At 69.4% G+C, this 20688-nt stretch carries 18 protein-coding genes; 10 read left to right on the top strand and 8 right to left on the bottom strand.

What is annotated here, in order from left to right; translation table 11 throughout:
* Position 1 precedes the first annotated feature (1 nt).
* The 5 genes from ACWD04_RS28970 to ACWD04_RS28950 form a co-directional block, all read right to left on the bottom strand.
* Positions 2 to 850 carry an MlaE family ABC transporter permease gene (locus ACWD04_RS28970; RefSeq protein WP_451136690.1) on the bottom strand — a complete coding sequence of 283 codons (849 nt, stop codon included), beginning with the start codon at positions 848 to 850 and terminating at the stop codon, positions 2 to 4.
* Positions 847 to 1830, bottom strand: coding sequence for an ABC transporter ATP-binding protein (locus tag ACWD04_RS28965; protein ID WP_451136689.1), 984 nt, complete (start codon positions 1828 to 1830; stop codon positions 847 to 849). Before ACWD04_RS28965 ends, ACWD04_RS28970 begins: the two co-directional genes overlap by 4 nt.
* A gap of 712 nt (positions 1831 to 2542) precedes the next feature.
* Positions 2543 to 3499 carry a hypothetical protein gene (locus ACWD04_RS28960; RefSeq protein ID WP_451136688.1) on the bottom strand — a complete coding sequence of 319 codons (957 nt, stop codon included), beginning with the start codon at positions 3497 to 3499 and terminating at the stop codon, positions 2543 to 2545.
* Positions 3500 to 3571: 72 nt separating this feature from the next.
* On the bottom strand, positions 3572 to 5050 hold the full coding sequence (locus ACWD04_RS28955; RefSeq protein ID WP_451136687.1) for a DUF6801 domain-containing protein: 1479 nt from the start codon (positions 5048 to 5050) through the stop codon (positions 3572 to 3574).
* Positions 5051 to 5553: 503 nt separating this feature from the next.
* Positions 5554 to 6192, bottom strand: a complete 639-nt coding sequence (locus tag ACWD04_RS28950) for a hypothetical protein (RefSeq protein ID WP_451136686.1) — start codon at positions 6190 to 6192, stop codon at positions 5554 to 5556.
* Positions 6193 to 6769: 577 nt separating this feature from the next.
* Between ACWD04_RS28950 and ACWD04_RS28945 the strand changes: the two genes are divergently transcribed.
* From ACWD04_RS28945 to ACWD04_RS28900, 10 genes are all read left to right on the top strand, one after another.
* Positions 6770 to 7984, top strand: coding sequence for a PucR family transcriptional regulator (locus ACWD04_RS28945; protein ID WP_451136685.1), 1215 nt, complete (start codon positions 6770 to 6772; stop codon positions 7982 to 7984).
* Positions 7985 to 8184: 200 nt separating this feature from the next.
* Complete coding sequence (locus ACWD04_RS28940) at positions 8185 to 8448, top strand: hypothetical protein (protein WP_451136684.1); 264 nt, start codon at positions 8185 to 8187, stop codon at positions 8446 to 8448.
* Between the two features lie 73 nt (positions 8449 to 8521).
* The gene (locus ACWD04_RS28935) at positions 8522 to 8995 is read left to right on the top strand and encodes an SCP2 sterol-binding domain-containing protein (protein WP_451136683.1); all 474 of its coding nucleotides are present in this window, start codon (positions 8522 to 8524) and stop codon (positions 8993 to 8995) included.
* A gap of 5 nt (positions 8996 to 9000) precedes the next feature.
* On the top strand, positions 9001 to 10215 hold the full coding sequence (locus ACWD04_RS28930) for an acyl-CoA dehydrogenase family protein (RefSeq protein ID WP_451136682.1): 1215 nt from the start codon (positions 9001 to 9003) through the stop codon (positions 10213 to 10215).
* Between the two features lie 178 nt (positions 10216 to 10393).
* Positions 10394 to 11158: a hypothetical protein gene (locus ACWD04_RS28925; RefSeq protein ID WP_451136681.1), complete on the top strand. Its 765-nt coding sequence runs from the start codon at positions 10394 to 10396 to the stop codon at positions 11156 to 11158.
* Positions 11155 to 13425: a hypothetical protein gene (locus ACWD04_RS28920; protein ID WP_451136680.1), complete on the top strand. Its 2271-nt coding sequence runs from the start codon at positions 11155 to 11157 to the stop codon at positions 13423 to 13425. Before ACWD04_RS28925 ends, ACWD04_RS28920 begins: the two co-directional genes overlap by 4 nt.
* Position 13426: 1 nt before the next feature.
* Positions 13427 to 15193: a vWA domain-containing protein gene (locus ACWD04_RS28915; protein WP_451136679.1), complete on the top strand. Its 1767-nt coding sequence runs from the start codon at positions 13427 to 13429 to the stop codon at positions 15191 to 15193.
* A 15-nt stretch (positions 15194 to 15208) separates the two neighbouring features.
* Positions 15209 to 15886 carry a vWA domain-containing protein gene (locus tag ACWD04_RS28910; RefSeq protein ID WP_451136678.1) on the top strand — a complete coding sequence of 226 codons (678 nt, stop codon included), beginning with the start codon at positions 15209 to 15211 and terminating at the stop codon, positions 15884 to 15886.
* A gap of 2 nt (positions 15887 to 15888) precedes the next feature.
* Positions 15889 to 16998 carry a protein phosphatase 2C domain-containing protein gene (locus tag ACWD04_RS28905; protein WP_451136677.1) on the top strand — a complete coding sequence of 370 codons (1110 nt, stop codon included), beginning with the start codon at positions 15889 to 15891 and terminating at the stop codon, positions 16996 to 16998.
* A gap of 14 nt (positions 16999 to 17012) precedes the next feature.
* Positions 17013 to 18620: a hypothetical protein gene (locus ACWD04_RS28900; protein WP_451136676.1), complete on the top strand. Its 1608-nt coding sequence runs from the start codon at positions 17013 to 17015 to the stop codon at positions 18618 to 18620.
* A gap of 32 nt (positions 18621 to 18652) precedes the next feature.
* On the opposite strand, the gene ACWD04_RS28895 is transcribed toward ACWD04_RS28900, so the two are convergent.
* The 3 genes from ACWD04_RS28895 to ACWD04_RS28885 form a co-directional block, all read right to left on the bottom strand.
* The gene (locus ACWD04_RS28895; RefSeq protein ID WP_451136675.1) at positions 18653 to 19351 is read right to left on the bottom strand and encodes a Crp/Fnr family transcriptional regulator; all 699 of its coding nucleotides are present in this window, start codon (positions 19349 to 19351) and stop codon (positions 18653 to 18655) included.
* 11 nt (positions 19352 to 19362) lie between these two features.
* Entirely contained in the window at positions 19363 to 19872 is a 510-nt protein-coding gene (locus tag ACWD04_RS28890) for a Pycsar system effector family protein (protein WP_451136674.1), read from the bottom strand.
* A gap of 317 nt (positions 19873 to 20189) precedes the next feature.
* Positions 20190 to 20639 (bottom strand): YchJ family protein, encoded by a 450-nt coding sequence (locus tag ACWD04_RS28885; protein WP_451136673.1) that lies wholly within the window; start codon positions 20637 to 20639, stop codon positions 20190 to 20192.
* Positions 20640 to 20688: the final 49 nt, after the last annotated feature.

The raw sequence follows: 20688 nt of genomic DNA, 5'->3' as shown, positions 1-20688 counted from the left end.
GTCAGCCCCCCTTCGGGGGGACGATCTGGAGGTAGATCGCCGTGAGGATCATGTTCACCGCGAACAGGAGCATGAAGGTGATGACGACGGACTGGTTGACCGCGTCGCCCACCCCCTTGGGCCCGCCGCGCGGGTTGAGCCCCCGGTAGGCGGCGACGATGCCCGCGATGAAGCCGAAGATCAGCGCCTTGAGTTCGCCGATGTAGAGGTCGGGGAGCTGGGCGAGGGCGGAGAAGCTGGCGAGGTACGCGCCCGGCGTGCCGCCCTGCAGGATCACGTTGAAGAAGTACCCGCCGAGCGTGCCGACCACGGACACCAGCCCGTTGAGCAGGACAGCGACGAACATGGTGGCCAGCACGCGGGGGACGACGAGGCGCTGGATGGGCGAGACGCCCATGACCTCCATGGCGTCGAGCTCCTCGCGGATCTTGCGGGAACCCAGGTCGGCGCAGATGGCGGACCCCGCGGCGCCGGCGATCAGCAGCGCCACGATGAGCGGGCTGGCCTGCTGGATGACCGCGAGGACGCTGGCACCGCCGGTGAAGGACTGAGCGCCGAGCTGTTCGGTGAGGGAGCCGACCTGGAGGGCGATGACCGCACCGAACGGGATGGAGACGAGGGCGGCGGGCAGGATGGTGACGCTGGCGACGAACCAGAACTGCTCGATGAATTCCCGTACCTGGAACGGGCGGCGGAAGATGGCCCGGCCGACGGCCAGAGCGAGGGCGAACAGCTGGCCGGTCTGGCGCAGCGGGGCGAGAAGCCGCGAGGGCGGTCTCTGCTGTGGTGTCTTTCCCCGCGTCTCTCCGGTGGCCGGCTCGGGTGGGCGTACGGGCAGTGGTGCCGTCATCGGCGCCCACCGTCCAAGGTCGGCGTGTAGCTGTTCACGATCGCCGTACGCGCCGCTTCCGGCAGCTGGCCCATCATGGAGATGACCCGCTCCCGGCGGCGCAGGGCCGCCTGCCGTACGGGCAGTCCAGGTGACGGCTCCAGCTGCGGTACGACGCTGCGCGGCCCGGCGTAGTGGAGGGAGCCGTTGGTCTGCTCCGCGGCGAGGGTGGCAGCGTCCTTCTCCTCGGACATGCCGATGGGGCCTTCCCGGCGTCCGGCGAGGAACTGCGAGACGACGGGCATGTCACTGGTGAGCAGCACCTCGCGCGGGCCGAAGGTGACGAGGTTGCGGCAGAACAGCATCCCCATGTTGTCGGGGACGGTGGCCGCGATGTCGAGGTTGTGGGTGACGATGAGCATGGTCGCGTCGATCTGCGCGTTGAGATCGATGAGGAGCTGCGAGAGGTAGGCGGTGCGCACCGGGTCGAGCCCGGAGTCCGGCTCGTCGCAGAGGATGATCTGCGGGTCCAGGACGAGGGCACGGGCGAGGCCGGCGCGCTTGCGCATACCGCCGGATATCTCGCCGGGCAGCTTTCCCTCCGCGCCGAGCAGCCCGACGATGTCGATCCGCTCCATGACGATGCGGCGGATCTCGGACTCGTTCTTGCGGGTGTGTTCACGCAAGGGGAAGGCGATGTTGTCGAAGAGCGACATCGAGCCGAAGAGGGCGCCGTCCTGGAACATGAGACCGAAGAGCTTCCGGGTCTCCATGATGTCCTTCTCCGGGCTGTTCACCATGTCGACGCCGTTGATGAGCACACGGCCCTTCTCCGGCTTCAGCAGTCCGATGATGGACTTCAGGAAAACGGTCTTCCCGGTGCCGGAAGGACCGAGCATCACGCTCACCTCACCGGCCGGCAACGTGAGGCTGACGTCCTGCCAGATGTTCTGCTTGCCGAAGGACTTCGTCAGGCCCTCGACGACTACTTCGATTCCCATCGATCCTCCTTCGAAGGTGTGGTGAACGACGTCATCTGTCAGCACTCCGGCTCTGAGAAATCCAATGGCGGCTCGTCACACATGCACCAGGCAGCGCACGTTATGTCCGTCGAAACCGCGAGGACAAGCCGTTGAACAGCGGAAATCGCCGGACGTTGATCTCTGCATGGATCACTTGTCACCGATTGACAACCCCGCCCGTCGGCTTTGTCGGAATCTGCGCAAGCCCTCCGAGTGCACCGGGGTCCCGCGGCCCGGAGGGCCGGAGCCACGAGACACCGGCGGCCGGAAGTGCCCACACGCCCCGGCGAGAGGGTTCAGGGTCGGAGGAACTCCCGGAGGAATCCCGGGTCAAGGGGGCGCGACCGGGACTCCACGTGCGTCGAACGAGCAGGTACGGACGCGTTTCCGATCCGCTCAAGCGGGACGTTACGGGCCGGTAACCTAAGTCCGCAATAGCACTTCACGAACTTTCTCCGAGGTAATTGCACGGCATCGCTTTCTTATGTCCCGATGAGCAATCGGCGCGCGAAAGCTATCGAAAAGTGAGGGTCTCCGAGTCGAAGCGGCGGGCTCCCGGAATCCGGTCCGGACACACCGAAGCCCGCCCCGACCAGGGTTCATTCGGTCGAAGCGGGCTCATGTGCAGCGATGGGCCGGGGCGCATCAAGTGACAAGAAGCCGGATGCGGCGCCTGTGCCCTCCTCTCCGACTACTTCACCGCGGAGTGCCAGGCCTCGGAGAGTTCCTTGCCGGCGTCGGGCACCGACAGGCCCGGGGCCGTGAGACCCACCGTGGCGGTCTTGGCGTCATTCAGGACGAGGTTGCTGGTCCCCGCAGCCGCGGGCAGTCCGACCTTGAGGTCGATCGCCCAGCTGAGGATGCCGCCGAGGCCGCAGCCGTTGGCCTTCGGCACGGAGAACTGGCTGTCACCCTGGCCGGCGCCGGACAGAGCGAACTGGATCAGCGAGCCCTCGTCCGGGTTGTCCGTGCCGTCACCGTTGAACCTCGAGACGGCCAGCGACGGCACGCTCAGGTTGCCGGGGTGCAGGACCACGGGGTTGCTGTTGCTGCCTATGTAGCACTTGGAGCCGAGGAGCGGGTTGTCCAGCCGGATCTTGATGGGCAGCGTGACGATCGGCCCCGAGGACAGGCCCGCGACCAGGCTGAAGTCCGTCGGCGTGCCGGCCGATTCGACGGTGGCGGTCACCTTGTTGAGGGTCGCGTTCGTGATCTGGCCGCACACGGCCGAGATGACCGGCACGTTGCCCGGGCACATGATGCCGAGCAGGCCGCCGGGGATCGTGGTCTTGCCGCTGATGATGGATCCCTCCGGCGGCGGGACGACTGTGTAGGTCCCCTCGGCCGGGTGCTGGATGACGCCGAACTGCAGGTTCGTCGAGCCGGTCGTCGCCTCGGTGTTACCCAGCTTGATCGACCCGTTGGGTGAGGTGGACGTCACGCACAGAGGAACGTCGGTGTCGCCGTCCGCCGCGAGCATGGCGGGGGCATCCACCGGACAGCGGTCGAACGGGGCCCAGCCGCCGCTGAGCTGGGTCGCGGCGGCGGTGGCGGCACCGGCCGGCGACGCGGTCAGGGGCATGACCAGCGCGGCGGATGCGGCGACGGCGCCGCCGGCCTTGATCCAGGTCTTCGAAGCAGATCTCATTGTTCCCTCAATTCGGTTGAAGGTTCTAGGGATTGCTGTGCTCGGCATGATGGTCTGGTGCGACCGCGGGGGTCAGCGCGTCGCCTTGGGGATGTCCTGAGGCTGGTACTCAGGCGTGCAGGCAGAACCGGTCGAGGGGACACAAGGCGCCCCCTGTACTTGCTTGACGAATCCGGGAGATCCGGAGAGGGACGCGGTGAAGAGGCTGTCGAGATCCTCATCCACACCGCACCCCTCGAAGGGCGGGATCGTCACCGACCCCGTCAGTTCCCCTCCTGTCACCACGGTGTAGCCCTCGTTGCCCTTCTCCGCGTCCCAGGTCCCCAGGCCTGCGAGGGAGAGCCGGAACGGGCGCTCCGTTCGGCAGCTGTTCCCGACGTCCAGCGCGACGCCGTTGACCTTCACGTCGTACAGCCTGAGGACGAAGTCCATATCGACGGTGGTGGTGGTTCTGGTGAAACCACCGTTCAGGACATCAGTGATGCCGTGGGACACCACGTTGCGGTCCTTCGGCGAGTCGGCCTTGGGAGGAATCTGCGTCATCTCGAGAGTGGCTGTCGTCGGCATGAACCCGAACGTCAGGAACGTCCCCGTAGTGGGCGGCAGTTGCGGCTTACCCAGGTAATCCAGCACGATGGCCGCATTCAGGATCGCGTGTACGTAGGGATACTCGAAGTAGTTCTCGCCGTCGTACGTATGGATCCGTGCGCAGGCAGGGGGGAATTTGGTGGCGCCGTCGAGCTTGGTCACGTTCGCGTAGCCGGCTACGTAGGCGACCATGTCACGGCCTTCCTCGTTCATCGGGTCCCCGACGCACGGTGGCGCGGAAGCGGACACGGACTCCTTCGCTCTCGTCCCGACCTCAGGCGGGACGTGTTCTCCCTGCTCCTCGTCGCCATCGGGCCACTCATCGGACGCGGACGGTCCGGGCGTGGGCGTCTCGGTACCACCATCGACGCCGACCGTCGCCACGGTCGTCTCCTGGTCCGCGTCCACCACGCACGTCACGGAGATGCTCGGCGGTTCCGCCGGAGCACCGTCGGCCTTCCGCCCGGCCAGTTCCACCGAGAGGGCGGAGACCTCGAACGTCAGGTCGCCCGAGGCTCCGGGTTTCACGTAGGGGACACCCCCCGCCGTACTCAGCGTCAGCTCGCCCGCCTCGGGAAGCGGCACCGGATCGGCGGTCGTCCCGACCCACTCCGCCCGGGCGTGCTGGTCCTCCTGGGCGACATCGACCGAAAGCTGTGCTTCCGCGCTGACGGTCGCCGCTCCGGAGCCGGCGAGACCTGCCGACGCCTCCTCGGACAGTGTCAGGTCCAGCGCCATCTCCTCGGGCTGGATCACCTGGTTGGCCTGCACCGATTCGGGGACCTTCACGGCCAAGCCGACCTTCACCGGCTGCTCGCCCTGCGGGAAAGCACACGTGTAGGCCAGCTCCGCGTCGATCTCCTGCATACCGGACGCGGCCTGTGCGCCGGGGATCATCCCCCCGAGCAGCACAGCAGCGGCCACGGCTGCACCACGCGCCGTGCGCCTGCGCGTTGCCGTCATACGATCCTTCACTGGCGATGTCCCCTTTCCGGCCGACCGGACGTGCCGCATGCGGTGGACTGACCGCCGCACGCTCCCTGCTCACTCGCTACCGGCGTGCGGCCGGGTCAAGGGGTGTACACGATGGCCGTGTCGACAGTCGGCTTGTACGTGCCGGTGTCGCTGGCGTCCGGCCGGCCGGTGGCGTTGGCGCACTTCGCCGCGAAGTCGGCCTGACACCGCCACGGTGCAGGTGAGCCACCCGTAGGTGAACCTCACACCGGAGATGTACCCACGGGCGATGCCGTTGCCATAGCTGTTCGCCATCAGCTTCCACGGGGTGGGCGTGTCGGCCACCGGGCCTGTCGGGCCCGGAGAACTGGTGCAACCACTCCTGCGCACAGCTGGCTTCTCCGATTCGACAGCGAGTGGGACGGGCACAGGCCCGTCCGGCACAGGGATCGCACGGCGGGCGGAGCCGCCGTGCGATCCCTGATATCCCTTTACCGGGGCCTGCGACCGGATCAGGGGGTGTACACGATGGTCGGCTTGATGGTGGTACCCGTCTTGACCGCGTTGTACTTGGCGGTGTAGGTCGGGTGCTGGCCCACGGCCGCGATACCGGCACATCCCGCGGAGGCGGTCGCGACGGTCAGCTGGTAGGAGGCGTTGTTGCCGATCGTGAGCTGGCCGAGGGTGTTGTTGTAGGAGGCCGTGACGTTACCCGTCACCGTGAAGGTGCAGGTGAGAACCGACAGCGTAGCCTTCACACCGGAGATGTACCCCGTGGTGGTTCCTGCGCTGTAGGTGTTCGCCTTCAGCTGCCACGCCGGGGAGGTGTTGGCGGTCGGCGTCACCGGGCCGAACGGGCTGGTGCACCCGCTCCAGGTCAGCGGAGCGATGGTGCCGACGGTCACGTTCGAGGTGCCGGAGGCGGTCTGCAGAACGGCCGAGGCCGCCGATGACGTACACGTCAGCGGGATGCCGTTGAGGCTGAGCAATGCGGAGCCGGTGGAGCTTGCCGAGACCGGCACCGGCGAGGGCGCGGGGCCGACGGTCCAGGTCGGAGCGGCGACGCCGGCGGTGGCGGTCGTCGCGCCGAGCGCGACAGCGGCTGCGGCGGCACCGGCCGCGAGCACTATCTTTCCAAGAGAGTTGCGCACAGTGATTTCCTCCGATTCGACAGTGCGGTGCACTGTTGCGGGGACAGCACCCGAATTCCTGCAAAGGCGCAGGGAGTGCAGCGATGAATCGTGTTGCGTGGGGGCCGTGCTGCTCCTTCAGCCACACACGTTCTGTGACAGGGCGTGACGTTACTTGCGGGAAACTTCGAGCACAATCCTGCCGGTCAAGATTGGTTCGGCAAGTTTTTTTCCTCGTCAACAGGTCACTAATTCCCGCGTCGCGCTTGTCACTTGGTGCGCAATATTCCTGGGCAAGGCCAAGGGGAACCCACTCCACGGCCCGGTACGACCGCCGGGCCCTCGTCGGTGCCCGAGACGCAGCCCACGGCCGAAAACATTGTCCGGAAGTGAGCATCTGCCGCCCCACCTGCACCGAAGCCCCGCAACGGGGCCACTCTATGTGCCCCTTACACTTCGGTCTCGTCCAGACGGTGTGCGCCCCGTCCGACTTGGTCTATCTTCGGCGCCGATGCCGGTATACACCTGTCGGTCCGTGGGAGCGCTTTCCCCCCACCTGCTCCGTCCACGCCGGGCCCGGGAAATCAAGGGGACGGTCATGCCAAGACTTATCCAGCCGCTGGACACCGGAGACCCGCTGGGGCCCCTCCCCCAGGAGTTCGCCGCGATCATGCGGCCCGAACTGCCGAGCCTGATCAAAGAGATAGGCATGGAAGTGACCCGAGCCTATCCGGAATACGCACGCCTGCTGAACGGCCCGAACGGCACATCCATTCGCATGGGTGTCGAGCAGAGCCTTTCTTCCTTCGTCGACCTGGTCGCCGAGCCCTCGGCCCCCACGGTGCTGCGCGATGACATGTGCCGAAGATTCGGCAGATTCGAGGCGTACGAGGGCCGCACCCTGGACGCGCTCCAAGGGGCGTACCGGCTGGGCGCTCGCGTCGCGCTGCGGCGGGCGAAGAAGGTGGGCCGGAGTTACAACTTCTCGCCGGCACTGATGCTCAGCTTCGCCGACGCGCTGTTCGCCTACGTGGACGAGCTCGAGTCCCTGTCCCGCGAAGGCTTTCTGGAGGTGCATGCCCGATCCGACCAGCAGAGCGAGGCGGTACGCCGCCGACTGCTGCATCTGATCCTTTCCGGCAGACCGGTTCCCCGCAGCGCGATCGCCGAGCTCTGCGAGCAGACCGGCTGGACGCTCCCCGAACAGGTCACGCTCGTCGCCGTACGCGCCCCTGCGGGCCTCGACCGGATGAGCGCGGACCATGACGTCCTGATCGACCCCGGGGATCCGCAGCCGCACCTGCTGATCCCCGGTCCGATGGACGACGCGCGGAGAGAGATGCTCGGCCGGACGGTCCCCGGTGGTGGTGCGGCGATCGGGCTGACCGTGCCGACCGCGCTCGCCGCCGACTCGATCCGCTGGGCCCGCCGCGTCCTCGAACTGGTCGACACGGGGGTCATCGACGACGCGCCCGTCATCCCCTGCGAGGACCACCTCATCACACTGTGGCTCCTCTCCGACCCCGCCCTCCTCGACCAGCTCGCCGAGCGGCAACTGGCCGCCGTGTCCGGCATCAGCACCGCACGGCGCGAGCGGCTGGTCGAGACGCTGCGGGTCTGGCTCGGCACCCGCGGCACGGCCGCCCAGATGGGCGAGCTGCTCGATGTCCATCCCCAGACGGTCCGTTACCGGATGCGCAGCCTGGAGGCCATCTTCGGCGAGCAGCTCACCGATCCCGAGAGCCGCTTCGCGACCGAAGCCGTGCTGCGCGCCACGCAGTTACGTGCTCGCAGCGGCCAATCCCTCAACTGAGTCCGCTTCACACGCTTCGCACCGAGTCAACTTACCCCCAGGTAACGCGAAATAGACGGTCAGTCCCAAACGGTTGCGACACGGAGACGTTCTCAACAAGAAACCCGGAACTGCGTCCCGTTACATAGGGAGGAGCGGTGGCCCACCGGTCACCGCGGAGCGCCACCTCCTGGCCAACCATCCGAGAGGGAACCCCCCACATGACCGCTTCGCATCTCCTCGTCCCCGTGCCGATCCCCGACCGGGTCGCCGCACTGATCGGGTCCTGCACCCCGCCGCACGTCCTCCAGGCGGAGCTCGACGCCGACTGCGCCGCCCGCGAGGTGCGCAGGTTCCGAGGACCGAGGCTCGGCATCGAGGACCAGGCCGACCGCGAGCAGGCACTGTCCGAGCTCGCGTGGGCCAACAAGGTGCTGTCCGCCCATCACCCGTTCCTCGCGGTGCGTCCGGACGACGCCTGGTGACGCCTGCTTGCGGAGCGGCTACGGCCGCCTTACCTTACTCCAAAGTAAGTTTACTCTGGAGTAAGGATCTGGCGTGGCCGACAACAGCAGTGGCAACCTCACGGATGAACTGTCCGGACTCGACTTCGCCTCCGTCTCCCCGGAGGAGTTCGCACGGATCGTCAAGGGCCTGTCCGCCAAGCAGCTCGGCGAGGTGATGCACGGCGACCTGCGCGCCCGGGTACTGAGCGAGGTCTTCGGCCGGATGAGGCAGCAGTTCCGCCCGGAAGCGGCCGGCCCGCTGAAGGCACTGATCCGCTGGAAGATCACCGGCGAGAGCGAGGAGGTCTACGAGACCTCCATAGCCGACGGCGCCTGCACGGTGAGCGTGGGCCGCTCCGACACCGAGCCTCGTACGACACTGGTGATGAGCGACGCCGAATTCCTCAAGCTGGTCTCCGGCAACGGCAATCCCGTGACGATGTTCATGATGCGCAAGCTGCAGGTCGCCGGTGACATCGGCCTGGCCTCGGGCCTGACCCGCTACTTCGACATCCCGAAGGCCTGAAGCCCATGAGCTACTTCTCCCTCGCCCTGACCGAGGAACAGCGGGACCTGCGCACCTGGGTGCACGGCTTCGCAGCCCAGGTGGTGCGCCCCGCGGCGGCCGAGTGGGACGCCCGGGAAGAGACGCCGTGGCCTGTCATCCAGGAGGCCGCCAGGATCGGCCTGTACGGCTTCGAGTCGCTCGCCGACATGTACGGGGACCCCAGCGGCCTGTCCCTCCAGATCGCCAACGAGGAGCTGTTCTGGGGCGACGCCGGTATCGGGATGGCACTGTTCGGCACCTCGCTCGCGGTCGCCGGTATCTTCGCCTCCGGCACGCCCGACCAGCTCGCCGAGTGGGTCCCCCAGTGCTACGGCGACGAGGACGACCCGAAGGTGGCCGCCTTCTGTGTCTCCGAGCCCCAGGCGGGCTCCGACGTCTCCGCGATGACGACGAAGGCCCGGTACGACGAGGCCAGGGACGAGTGGGTGATCTCCGGTCAGAAGGCATGGATCACCAACGGCGGGATCGCCGAGATCCACGTGGTGGTCGCCTCGGTCGAGCCGTCTCTCGGTGCCCGCGGCCAGGCGGCGTTCGTCGTCCCGCCGGGCACGAAGGGCCTGGAGGCGAGCCGCACCATCAAGAAGCTCGGCCTGCGCGCCTCGCACACGGCGGACGTCTTCCTGGACGGCGTACGCGTACCGGGCCACTGCCTCCTCGGCGGAAAGGAGCGGCTGGACACACGCCTCGCCCGCGCCCGCGAGGGCACCACCGCCAAGGGCCAGGCGGCGATGGCGACCTTCGAGGTCAGCCGCCCCACCGTCGGCGCCCAGGCGCTGGGCATCGCCCGCGCCGCGTACGAGTACGCGCTGGAGTACGCCGGACAGCGCGAGGCGTTCGGCCGGCCGATCATAGAGAACCAGTCGATCGCGTTCGCCCTCGCCGACATCCGCACGGAGATCGAGGCCGTACGCCTGCTGATCTGGCAGGCCGCCTGGATGGCCCGCAACGACCGGACCTTCGACGCCGGCCAGGGCTCCATGTCCAAGCTCCGCGCGGGCGAACTCGCTGTCTCCGCAACGGAGAAGGCGGTCCAGATCCTCGGCGGCGCCGGCTACAGCAGGGAGCACCCGGTGGAGCGGATGTACCGCGACGCCAAGATCTACACGATCTTCGAGGGCACGAGCGAGATCCAGCGCCTGGTCATCGCCCGGGCCATCTCCGGCCACCACATCCGCTGACACCCTGACGCGGCACTCCTGTCCCTGGGGCCCCGCCAGGCTGCCCTGCCCCGGGCCGTGCGTGGAGCCCCGGATTTCTCCCTGTGTGTCAATTGGCGTAGACCCGGAGGTCGTCGATGTCATACAACTGGGGCCACTGATCGAGTCGTTGCTGTGTTGAGCGCGTGGGGAGACCGCCATGTCCGGTGAAGCGACGCACTGCTGGGTGATGGTGCTGGACATCGAGAACTTCAGCTCCCGGCCCGATCCGGTCCAGCGTTCCCTGCGGGCCGGGATGTACGAGGTGCTCGGGGAAGCACTGTCACAAGCCGGGCTCACGGCCGAAGGTGTCGTCACCGAGGACCGCGGCGACGGTGTCCTGATGATCGTCCCACCGACCGTCTCGCCGATCGTCCTCGCCGGGTCGTTCGTACGCGCCCTCGACGAGGAACTGAAGCAGAAGGCCGTCGTCTACAGCCCCGCCCACGCGATGCGGTTCCGGGTCGCGCTGCACCAGGGGATCATCGCGCGGGACGGCCAGGGATGGTCCGGGGACGCGGTCAACACCGCGTGCCGGCTGGTCGACGCGGGGCCGTTGCGCGAGGTCCTGGCCGCCGCGGCCTCGTCGCGGATGGTCTTCGTCGTGTCCGACGAGATCTACCGGGCGGTCATCCGGCACGGGCACCGCTCCACCGACCCGGCCGCATACCTGCCGATGCCGTTCCGGACCAAACACGGCGAGCTCATCGAGAGCTGGGTGACCGTGCCGGGAGCTCCGGCGCCCCCGGGGCTCCCGGCCGGGACGCCCGCGCCGGAGAGACATACCCGGCAGGCCGGACCGGCAGGGTCCGGCGGGCCGTCCGGGGCGGGAGGAGCCGGGATCAGCGTCGGGACCGTACACGGAGACGTGTTCCAGGGCGACAAGACCGTCAACATCGGTACGACGGGCCCGGTACGTCCATGACCACACCGACGGGGGGAGCGCCGGCTGCGGGTGCCACGGGCTCGGCACCGGCAGCCGGTACGGGGGGCGGGCCGGGCGGTGCGGCGGGTAACACCGCTGCGCCGCCCGGCCCGGCACAGCCACCCGTCCCGGGCGGCGGAGGAGCACCGGGCCCCGGCCCGGACGGCGGGGGCGGTGCGCCCGGCGGCGGCACGGGCGGTACACCGGGCGGCGAGCCTCCTCGGTCCGGTCCAGGGGCCGAGTCCTTCGCGGCGACCGGCCAGGTGGGCCTGGGGTCCCTGCGCCGCGACCGGGTGCGCAACGCCTTCGCCAACGTCGAGGGCGACGTCGTCGGCGGCGACAAGTACGTCCTGCTGCTCGGTGGCGCCCAGCGGCGCCTTCGGGCCATCTCCCCGCTCATGGACGAGCGGGTACGTTTCGCCTACCAGGAGCCGCCCGGCCTGCCTGCCGCCCGCGAGGCGCTGGCCGGCCGGCATCTGCTGATCCTGCGTGGCGCCCCCGGTTACGGGAAGACCGCCATGGCCGTACGCCTGCTCCAGGGCATGGGCGCCACCACCAAGTACCACGTGGACAGCGATGTCGACTTCGCTTCTCTCGCCGACCTCCTGGAGCGCGGCACGGACTCCATCGAGCGCGGCGCCGCCTTTCTGCTCGACCAGCCGTCCGCGATTGCCGGCCTGCGCGGAGAGATGTACGAGAAGGTCCAGGGCGCGCTCGCCCTGGCGGGCGCGTGGCTGGTGATGACCGTGTCCAGCACCGAGGTCGCCGACAGCGAACTCCTGACGGCGGTCGTGGACGTCACCGAGGCGCCCGACCAGCGCGGCATCGTCGCCTCGCATCTGCGCTGGCGCCTGGGCGACGCGGCAAGGGACCGGCTTCTCGCCGACGCCGCCATCGGGCAGCTGCTCGACGAGGAGTGCGAAGGCGAGCCCGCCTGCAAGCAGGCGGCCGACCTGGCTTTCGCGATCATGGAGGAGTCGGACACCGGCACGCTGGACCCCGAGAACATCAAGAGGCGCCGCGCCCGCCAGGCCGACGAGGACTTCGACATCTGGGTCGAGAGCCTGCGGGAGCCCCGCGTCCGGAGTCTCGCGATCGCCCTCGCCGTGCTCAACGGCCTCCCGCAGGAGTACATAGCCACTGCCGCGCGGGCCCTGCGCGAGCGGCTGAAGGACACCCGTCCGCATGTGCTGACGGCCGGGCCGGACGGTGACGTGCCCCACGGCGAGGACCCCTTCGCCTCCGCGCGCCGCACACAGCTGATCCGGCTGCGCGCCCGTGACATCACCAAGGAGGACGGCGAGCCCGGCCGGGCCCTGGAGTACAAGGACCCCTCGTACCCCCGGCGGGTCATCCAGCACGCGTGGACCCAGTACGAGATCCAGGGCGAACTGCTCGACTGGCTGTCCGGGCTGGTCGTGGACCCGGCGGAAGAGGTCCGGGTCTTCGCGGCGGCGGCGCTCGGGGCGATCGCCTCGGAGTCGTACGCCTACCTCTGCAACCAGCTCTTCCACGACTGGGCGGACAGCGAGAACCCGTTGCACCGCGACGCCATCGCCTACGCGCTGCGCGTCGCCTCGCGTGAGCAGTGGATCGCGGGTCGGGCGGACATCATGGTCGAAGGCTGGTTCGCCGACCGGAGCCGACCCTTCGTGCAGGCGACGGCGGCACGGGTGTACGGCCTGCGCAAGGACCCCGGGCCCGCCGTCGCGGCCCTGCTCCGCCTCGCCGTCGTGGACCGGGCCGCCGTGGCCGTGGCCATCGGCCGCAGCCTGACCGACCTGGTCGCGCAGGACGCGGACACGACGGCGCTGGTGCTCCGCGCTCTCCACGAGGGGGCCGCCGATCACCGCAAGCAGCAGACGGCGCTCCTCTCGTTCCTGATCATCGCGGCGCAGGTGGTGGTGAAGAAGGACGAGTGGAACACCGGCGGCGAACTGGAGGAGTGGCCCGCCCTCCTCTATCAGGCGCATCAACGCGAGGAGTTACGTGACCCGTTCATCGCTCTGTGGCGTGACGCCCTCAACCAGGCGGTCTTCGGTCAGGAGGCCCAGCAGGTGCTGCGCAACTGGGCCGCGCTCGCCGAGCGCGACCGGGCGCTGCGGTCCATGTTCCAGCTGATGGTGGGCACCATCGCGTACGGGGATGTCAGGTCGGGTCGGATCCTGCGGCGGTGCGCGGCCGACTGGGTCGATCCGGACGAGCTGGTGCCGCTGCCCCTGACCGCCGCCGTCGTCCACGCTCAGCTCGATCTGGAGAGGGTGTGACATGTCAGTCCCACTGATCCTCAACAAACAGCCGGTGCGGCGTTCCCAGCTCGCCACGCTGCGCGGTCTTCCGCCGAACTTCGCGGTCGTCTACGCCCTGAAGACAGGGGGCTGGGAGATCGAGTCACCCCGGCATCTGACGGCCGCCGGACGGCTGCAGAACAGATACAAGCTCTGCTACGTCGTGGACCTGGGCGACCACCGGCGGACCGCCAAACTCACCAGGACACCGCTGACCTGCAAGGACCAGGCGCACCGGTTCGAGGCGACCATCGATGTCGGGTTCCGGGTGCACGATCCGGTGGCGGTGGTGCGAAGCGGTCTTCCCGACGCGCTCAGCGCGGTCTATCCGCATCTGATCAGCAGAATCCGGCCGCAGGCGGCGCACTTCGACATCGAGGACGCGTTCGAGGCGCAGACCAGGATCAACGCGGCGCTGCCCCTGCCCCTGCCGATGCCCGAGGGCGTGACCCTCTACTACTGCGATGTCCAGCTCGAACCCGACCAGGCGGCACGGGAGTTCATCCGCGTACGCAAGAAGGCGGGCCGCGACTCGGAGGTGGGCCGCCTGAAGCACACGGCGGCCATCGGCAACACCCACCACAAGGAGGCGGTCGCGGACATCGAGCAGATGGCCCGGCTCGAGCGGGACAAGCGGGAGCGGGCCGCTCTCGCCTCCGTACGCCTGGACTTCCGGAGCCTCATCCTCGAACACCTCGCGAAGCACCCCGACGACACCGAGAAGTCCATGGAACTGCTGATGCGCCTGGAGGAGAGCCGGCAGAAGCGGGCCGTGGACCAGGAGCAGCGTCAGGTCGAGATGGTCCGGTACATGATCGACAACGGGATCGTGCGGGAGGTGGATCTCCCCGGTCTTCGGGACGGCGTGCTGGGCCCGTCGGTCAATGTCTTCAGCGGGGTGCTGCCCCCGGCCGCCGGGACGCCGCCGCCGATGCACTCGCTGCCCACGCCGGCGCCACAGCAATTGCCGCCCGCACCTCCCACACCGGCCGCACCTCGGACGCCCCCGCCGTGGGGCGGCACCCGCCCCGGCAGCGCGTACGGGCCGGGTGACACTTCGCCCGCCTCGTCGCCGGAGGGACGTCCGGCGGCCGCCGGCCTGGCGCAGGTCTACGTCGTCCTGGACACCTCGCCGGCTGCGGCCGGCTGTGTCACCGAGCTGCGTGACGTGCTGGGGTCCCTGCAGGCCGCGTTGGCCGAGAGCCCGGATGTGGCTGCGGCCGTACGGCTGTCCGTACTGACCTTCTCCGGCACCGCCGATGTCCGGATGCCTCTGACCCAGATCTCGCCGGGGACGGGCATCCCCGATTTCCAGGCCGGAGACGACTGCCGTTACGAGCCCGTCTTCCGCCGCCTGCTGGAGCTCGTACCCCTGGAGACGGAGCGGCTCAAGCAGCAGGCGTCGCGCGTCAACCGTCCCACCGTCTTCTTCCTCGCCGTGGGCGACCCGGTGGACGGCGGCGCGTGGCAGGCCGCGCGCCAGGAGCTGATGCAGCACCGCTACCGGCCGAACATCGTGGCCTGCGGCATCGGCACCACCGACCGGCGCGCGGTCGCGCAGATCGCCAGCCTCACCGAATTCGCTCTCTCCGCGAACGCACGCACGGACCTCTCGGAGTCGGTGGCGCAGTTCTCGCTGCTCCTTCGGAACACCGTGCTCCACCTGGGGCGCAGCGCGGTCACCGGCTCCTCCGAACTGTTGCTGGAACGCCCCCGGGGACTGACACCCGTCGACGGAATCGAATAGAGAGACGCGCGCGAAATGGCAGAGAACCAAGGGCAGTTGCTGCCCGTCTACGTACTGGCGGACGAGTCCGGTTCGATGAATCCGTACGTCGGTGACCTCAATGCCGGACTCGCCTCGCTGCACCGGTCCCTGCTCGGTGAACCGATGGCCGCGGCGAAGGTCCGCTTCTCCGTGCTGGGGTTCTCCAACACGGTGACCGAGCGGTTGATTCTCGCCGATCTGCGGGCCGAGAGCGAGCTGCCCCGCCTCACTGCGAACGGCGGCACGAGTTACGAGGCGGCCTTCGGCGCGCTGCTGCGACGGATCCCGCAGGATGTGGCCACCCTCAAGGGCCAGGGCTACCGCGTTCACCGGCCGGCGGTGTTCTTCCTGAGCGACGGCCAGCCCAACTTCGGCGAGGCCTGGCAGGACAGGCACCGGGAGCTCACCGACCGTTCGGTGACCAACGCGGCGCCCAACATCATCGCCTGCGGGATCGGCCAGGCGGAGGCCGAGACGATGATCAGTGTCGCCACCCAGCAGGACTTCGCGTTCATCTCGGTGCCGGGCGCCCAACTCGGGGCGTCCATAGCGCAGTTCTTCACCGCGCTCACCAAGAGCGTGGTGGAGTCCGGCAACGCGATGGCGTCCGGTCGGCCGGAGCTGGTGGTCGAGCGGCCGGAAGGCTTCCGGCTCGCGATTGACGAGGTGTGAGTGTGACGAGTTTCTTCGGGCGGCGTCAGGACGACGAGGAGGAGCGCCCCGACAAGGGACAGGCCTCCGGTCGCCGCGCGTCGCCGGACCAGGAACAGCAGCCGCCGCCGCGTCAGCGGCCGGACCGGACCGCCCTCGTACCCGCACAGGTGACGCGGGAGCCACGGCTCCCGGGCGGCCCGATACCGGCATGGACCCGGTTCATCTTCGGCAGGCCGGCTGCCCGGTTCGAGCCCAAGCCGCCGGAGGCGGACCCGTACCGTCCGGACACGCTGTTCGACGGCTGGTCCACCCCGGAGCTCACGGTCCGGCTTGCCTCCGTACGGGGCGATGCGCACCGGTTCGGCGGACAGCCGCGCCAGGACGACATCGTGGTGGCGGCGCACGAGCCGACCGGCGCGGTGGTGTTCGCGGTCGCGGACGGCGTCTCGGCGGCTCCGCAGTCGCATGTGGGCGCGGCCCTGGCCTGCCGTACCGCGGTCGCCGACGCGCTGCGGCAGCTTGACGAGGGACGGCCACAGGTGGACTGGAAGCGGGTGGTGGACTCGGCGGCGTACCAGCTGTTCATGCGGGTGAGCGGCGGTACGGAACCGACCCGCGAGCAGCAGCGGGAGGCGCAGGCCCTGCTGGCGACGACTCTGGTGACGGGTGTCGTGCACCTCACCGGGAGCGGGCGGCTGCAGGTCAATCTGGTGCACGTGGGAGACAGCGGCGCCTGGATGTTGCACGAGAGCCGCTTCCGCCCGCTGCTGGGCGGTAAGGAGGAAGCGACGGACGGGGTCTTCTCCTCCGCCGTGTCCGCCCTGCCGTGGGTACCGGCGCGGGTCGAGGGGACCTGGTCGACCTTTCCCGAGGACGGGGTGCTGCTGATCGGGACGGACGGGTTCGGTGATCCGCTGGGGGACGGTACGGGACGGATCGGGTCGATGATGGCCTACGAGCTCGGCCGCCCGCCGCGGGAGCCGCAGGCCGTCGCGCAGTTGCTCGACTTCTCCCGCGAGACGTTCGACGACGACCGGACGCTGCTCGCCGTGTGGCCGCGTCACCGCCTCGACGAGACCGGCAGCCCGGCGGCGGTCAGGGCGACCAGGGCCGTCGGGGCGGCGGAATGACCGGGGCAGGAGCCATGGACGCCGGACAGGTGGCCAAGGGGCCGAAGTTCAACTCCGGCGGGCAGGGTTCGGTGTGGGCGGTCGAGAACCGGACCATCAACGGCTCCTGGCCGGTGGCCTACAAGGAGTACCACTCCAGGATCCGCCCCGACCTCGACGCCGATGTCCTCTCCGCGATGGTCGACTTCATTCCGTCGCTGTCCCAGCGCACCGGTCAGTGGCTCGCCGAGTGCGCCGCCTGGCCGGCCGTGCTGGTGACGGACTCCGCCGGGGTGAGCGGCTTCCTGATGCGGCAGATCCCCGAGCGGTTCTTCCGCCGCTTCGACTTCGAGCCGGACAAGTCGCAGCCCGCCGGCTTCCAGTACCTGCTGAATCCCCCGGCGTACCTGGACCGGGCGGGCCTGGCCGTCACACCCGGCCAGCGGTTCGAGCTGCTCCTGAACCTGGCCCGCACGCTCGTGCGGCTGCACTCCCTCGGCGTCGTCGTGGGCGACGTGTCACCGAACAACGTGCTCTTCTGCCTGGAAGGGATGCCCAGTTGCTTCCTCATCGACTGCGACGCGATGGTGCTGCACGGCAAGTGGGCTCTCCCGGCCGTGGAAACGCCCAACTGGTCCCTGCCGCCGGGTGAGCGGATGGGTGGCGCGACGGGGGACACGTACAAGTTCGGTCTTCTCGCGGCTCGGCTCTTCGCGGGCGAGCAGGATGGTCAGAATCTGGCGGTCCTGCGGGCGGCGGACCCTGCGGTGGGACACCTCGCCGAGCAGAGCCTGTCCCCCGACCCTGCCCTGCGGCCGGTGCTTGAGCAGTGGCTGCCCGCACTGGCCGACGCGGTCACCACCGCGCCCGCGACGCTGCCACAGCCCACACCGCAGGGGCCTTTCGCGCCGCAGCCGAACACGACGGGCACCGTACCGCCTCCGTTGCTCGGGATCCCGCACAGTCCGCTGTCGGCGCCGCACCCGCGCGGCCGGTCGAACGCGGGCCGGTGGCTGATCGCCTTCCTGCTCGTCGTCCTGGCTTTCGGCTTCGGTCCTGATCTTTTCGACTCCGACGAGCAGAGCGGCAGTTCGGTCAGTTCCGGGAGCTCCGGTGATCCGAGCGAGGACACCGGAAGCTTTGGTGATGCGAGCGAGGACACCGAAAGCTCCGAATTGTCCGCCGAGGAGTCCGAGGCGGAACAGGCCCAAGCCCTGGGCGACCTGCTGGACCGCAACGCGGGCAACCGTAGCGACGTCGGTGAGGCGGTCAGTGAGATGACCACCTGTCCCGGACGCTCCGGACTCCGAGCGGCCAAGGAGGTGTTCGAGAGCGCGGCGGCCGAACGGGACGAGCTCGTACGGGATCTGGAAGCACTCGGTTCGGATCTCCTGCCCGCCGCCATGACGGAGGCTCTGCGGTCGGGGTGGCAGGAGTCCGCGGATGCCGACCGCTCCTATGCGCAGCTGTCCGAGGAGGCGCTGAGCGGTTGCTCCTCACAGAGCGTGATATCCTCGTCGCACTGGAGCGACGCGGCCGGCGCCAGCACACGGGCGACGCGCGCGAAGAAGGACTTCGTGGCCGAGTGGAATCCGTTGGCGGAAGAGCACGGGCTGACGACGATGTCCTGGGACGACGTGTGACCGAGCACCCGCCCCATGGGGTGGTCGTTCCTCTAAAATCCTGAACCGCCCAGCCGTTTCAACTCGTCCGGCCGGTCGATGGTCAGTCTGTTGCGCCCCGTCGTCACCCAGCCGCGCCCCCGCCACTGCTCCAGGACCCGGCTGACCGTCCGCCGCGAGCTGAGGACGAGGCCCGCGAAGTCGTCCTGGGACAGCGGCAGGGCGATCAGGACGGCCCCGTTCGGCTGCGGACGCCCGTATTCCGCGCCGAGTTCCAGCAGCAGTGCGGCCAGCCTGGCCTGGACGGCCTCGGAACCTGCGGCCGCCCGATGACCGTCCGACTCGCGCAGGCGCTCGGAGAGCACCTGCTGGAGGGCGAGCGCGATTGCCGGCACGGACCTGATGGAGGCGCGGAACGCGGACGACGCAATCATGAGGGCCTCGACCCGGGTCAGCGAGGTGAGGGTGGCGGAGCGCGGCCTGCCGTCCAGTGCGGCCTGCTCGCCCAGCAGGTCGCCGGCTCTGCGGATGGCGAGCACGGCCTCGTAGCCCGCGGCGGAGTTGGCGGCGACCTTGGCGCAGCCGCGCTGTATGACGAGCAGGTGGTCGGTGAGGTCGTACTGCTGAAGCAGTGTTTCCTTGGGCGAAAAGGCCACCATATGTCCGGCGGCGAGCAGTTGGGCCCTCGCGTGGTCGTCGAGCAGCGACCAGAAGGTCGTCCGGTGCGGGCGGTGGCCCGGTGTTCCGTCCACGGTGGCCGGTTTCAGGCCAGCGCTATGACGGCGGCGACCAGCAGACTCCCGGCGACGGCCAGCAGCAACGACTGCTGGACGCGACGGTGTTTCGTCCAGGCGATCGCGCTCATCACGACGAGCTGACTACTGAGGGAGGGCAAGGCGTCGGTACCGGCGAGCCTCTGCGCGAGATCGTCGGGGGCCCAGTGGCGCAGATGACCGTAGAAGAGGAACTCGTCCGCGCCGGGGTCGGGCGAGCGACCCTGGCCGTTGTGGCGCGGCAGGACGACGAGCACGGCAAGAATCGCGGAGAGCCCGATGAGGACGACGCCGGCCCAGAGGGCGAACTCCGCGAATCCGGTCACGCGGCCGAGGGAGCGGCCGGTGCCGGACAGCGCGGCGATTCCGGCGAGGGCCGCGGACTCCATGGCCAGGGCGAAGGACGCCTTGGCATCGACGGTGCGGGTCGACTCCTGGAGCGCGGCATGGATCTGCCAGGCCGTCTTCACCGCCCGGGCCTGAGACTCTTCCTCCGACACTGAAGCATCCCCCGATCCTCGTAGCCTTCGCCACTATAGCCACGGGAGGAGCCGGTCCGGCGGCTTGTCGGCAACCTGAACCAACTCCGGACCGTATGGACGTGCCGGGGTTCAGACGCCGCCCGGGTGAACGGTACGGGGAGCGACGCCGGGCCGCGTGCGGGGACGCCCTCCCTCGGCCCTGGCCGGCAGCGCGCCCACGCGGAAGTGCCGGCCCGGCGCGAACGCGAGGTGCCCGGCGCCGGCTCGGAGAACGGCCGGCCGAGGACGGCGCCCCGCGAGTGTGCGATGGCCTCTGCCTGAACAGGCAGAACGCCCTACTCGACGAAGACCGCCGTCTGGTACACCCACGCGCCCCGCTCGCGGACGAAGCGGCTCTGTTCATGGAGCGAGTCGGGCCTGCCGTCGTCGGTGTAGTGCGCGCGGAAGGTGACCGTGCCGGTGGTGTGGAAGGCACTGCCCTCGGTGGTCGCCAGGATCTCCAGCCGCTCCCAGCGCGTCCCCGGGTCGAAGCCGATGGCCGGCGGGCGGGACTCCGGGTGCCAGGTGCGCAGCAGGTACCCGGCGTCCTGGACGACGAAGGCCGCGTACCGCGAGCGCATCAGCGCCTCGCACGTCGGGGCCGCGGCAGTGCCCACGTGCAGTCGGCCGCAGCAGTCCCCGTAGGACGCCGGAAGACCGCACGGGCACGGTGACGCCTGGGTGATCTGCGGGGGCCCCGCCTGCGGAGCGGCCGGTCGGCGGGGGCGTGAGGTGCGTCGTGGCATGTGTCCATTGTGACCTGCCCGTCGCAGGCCGGGCCGGCCCGCCCCGCAT

The sequence above is a fragment of the Streptomyces sp. NPDC002911 genome, from assembly GCF_053591835.1.
The sequence above is the reverse complement of the archived record's forward strand: the minus strand, read 5'-3'. Positions and strand labels throughout refer to the sequence as shown.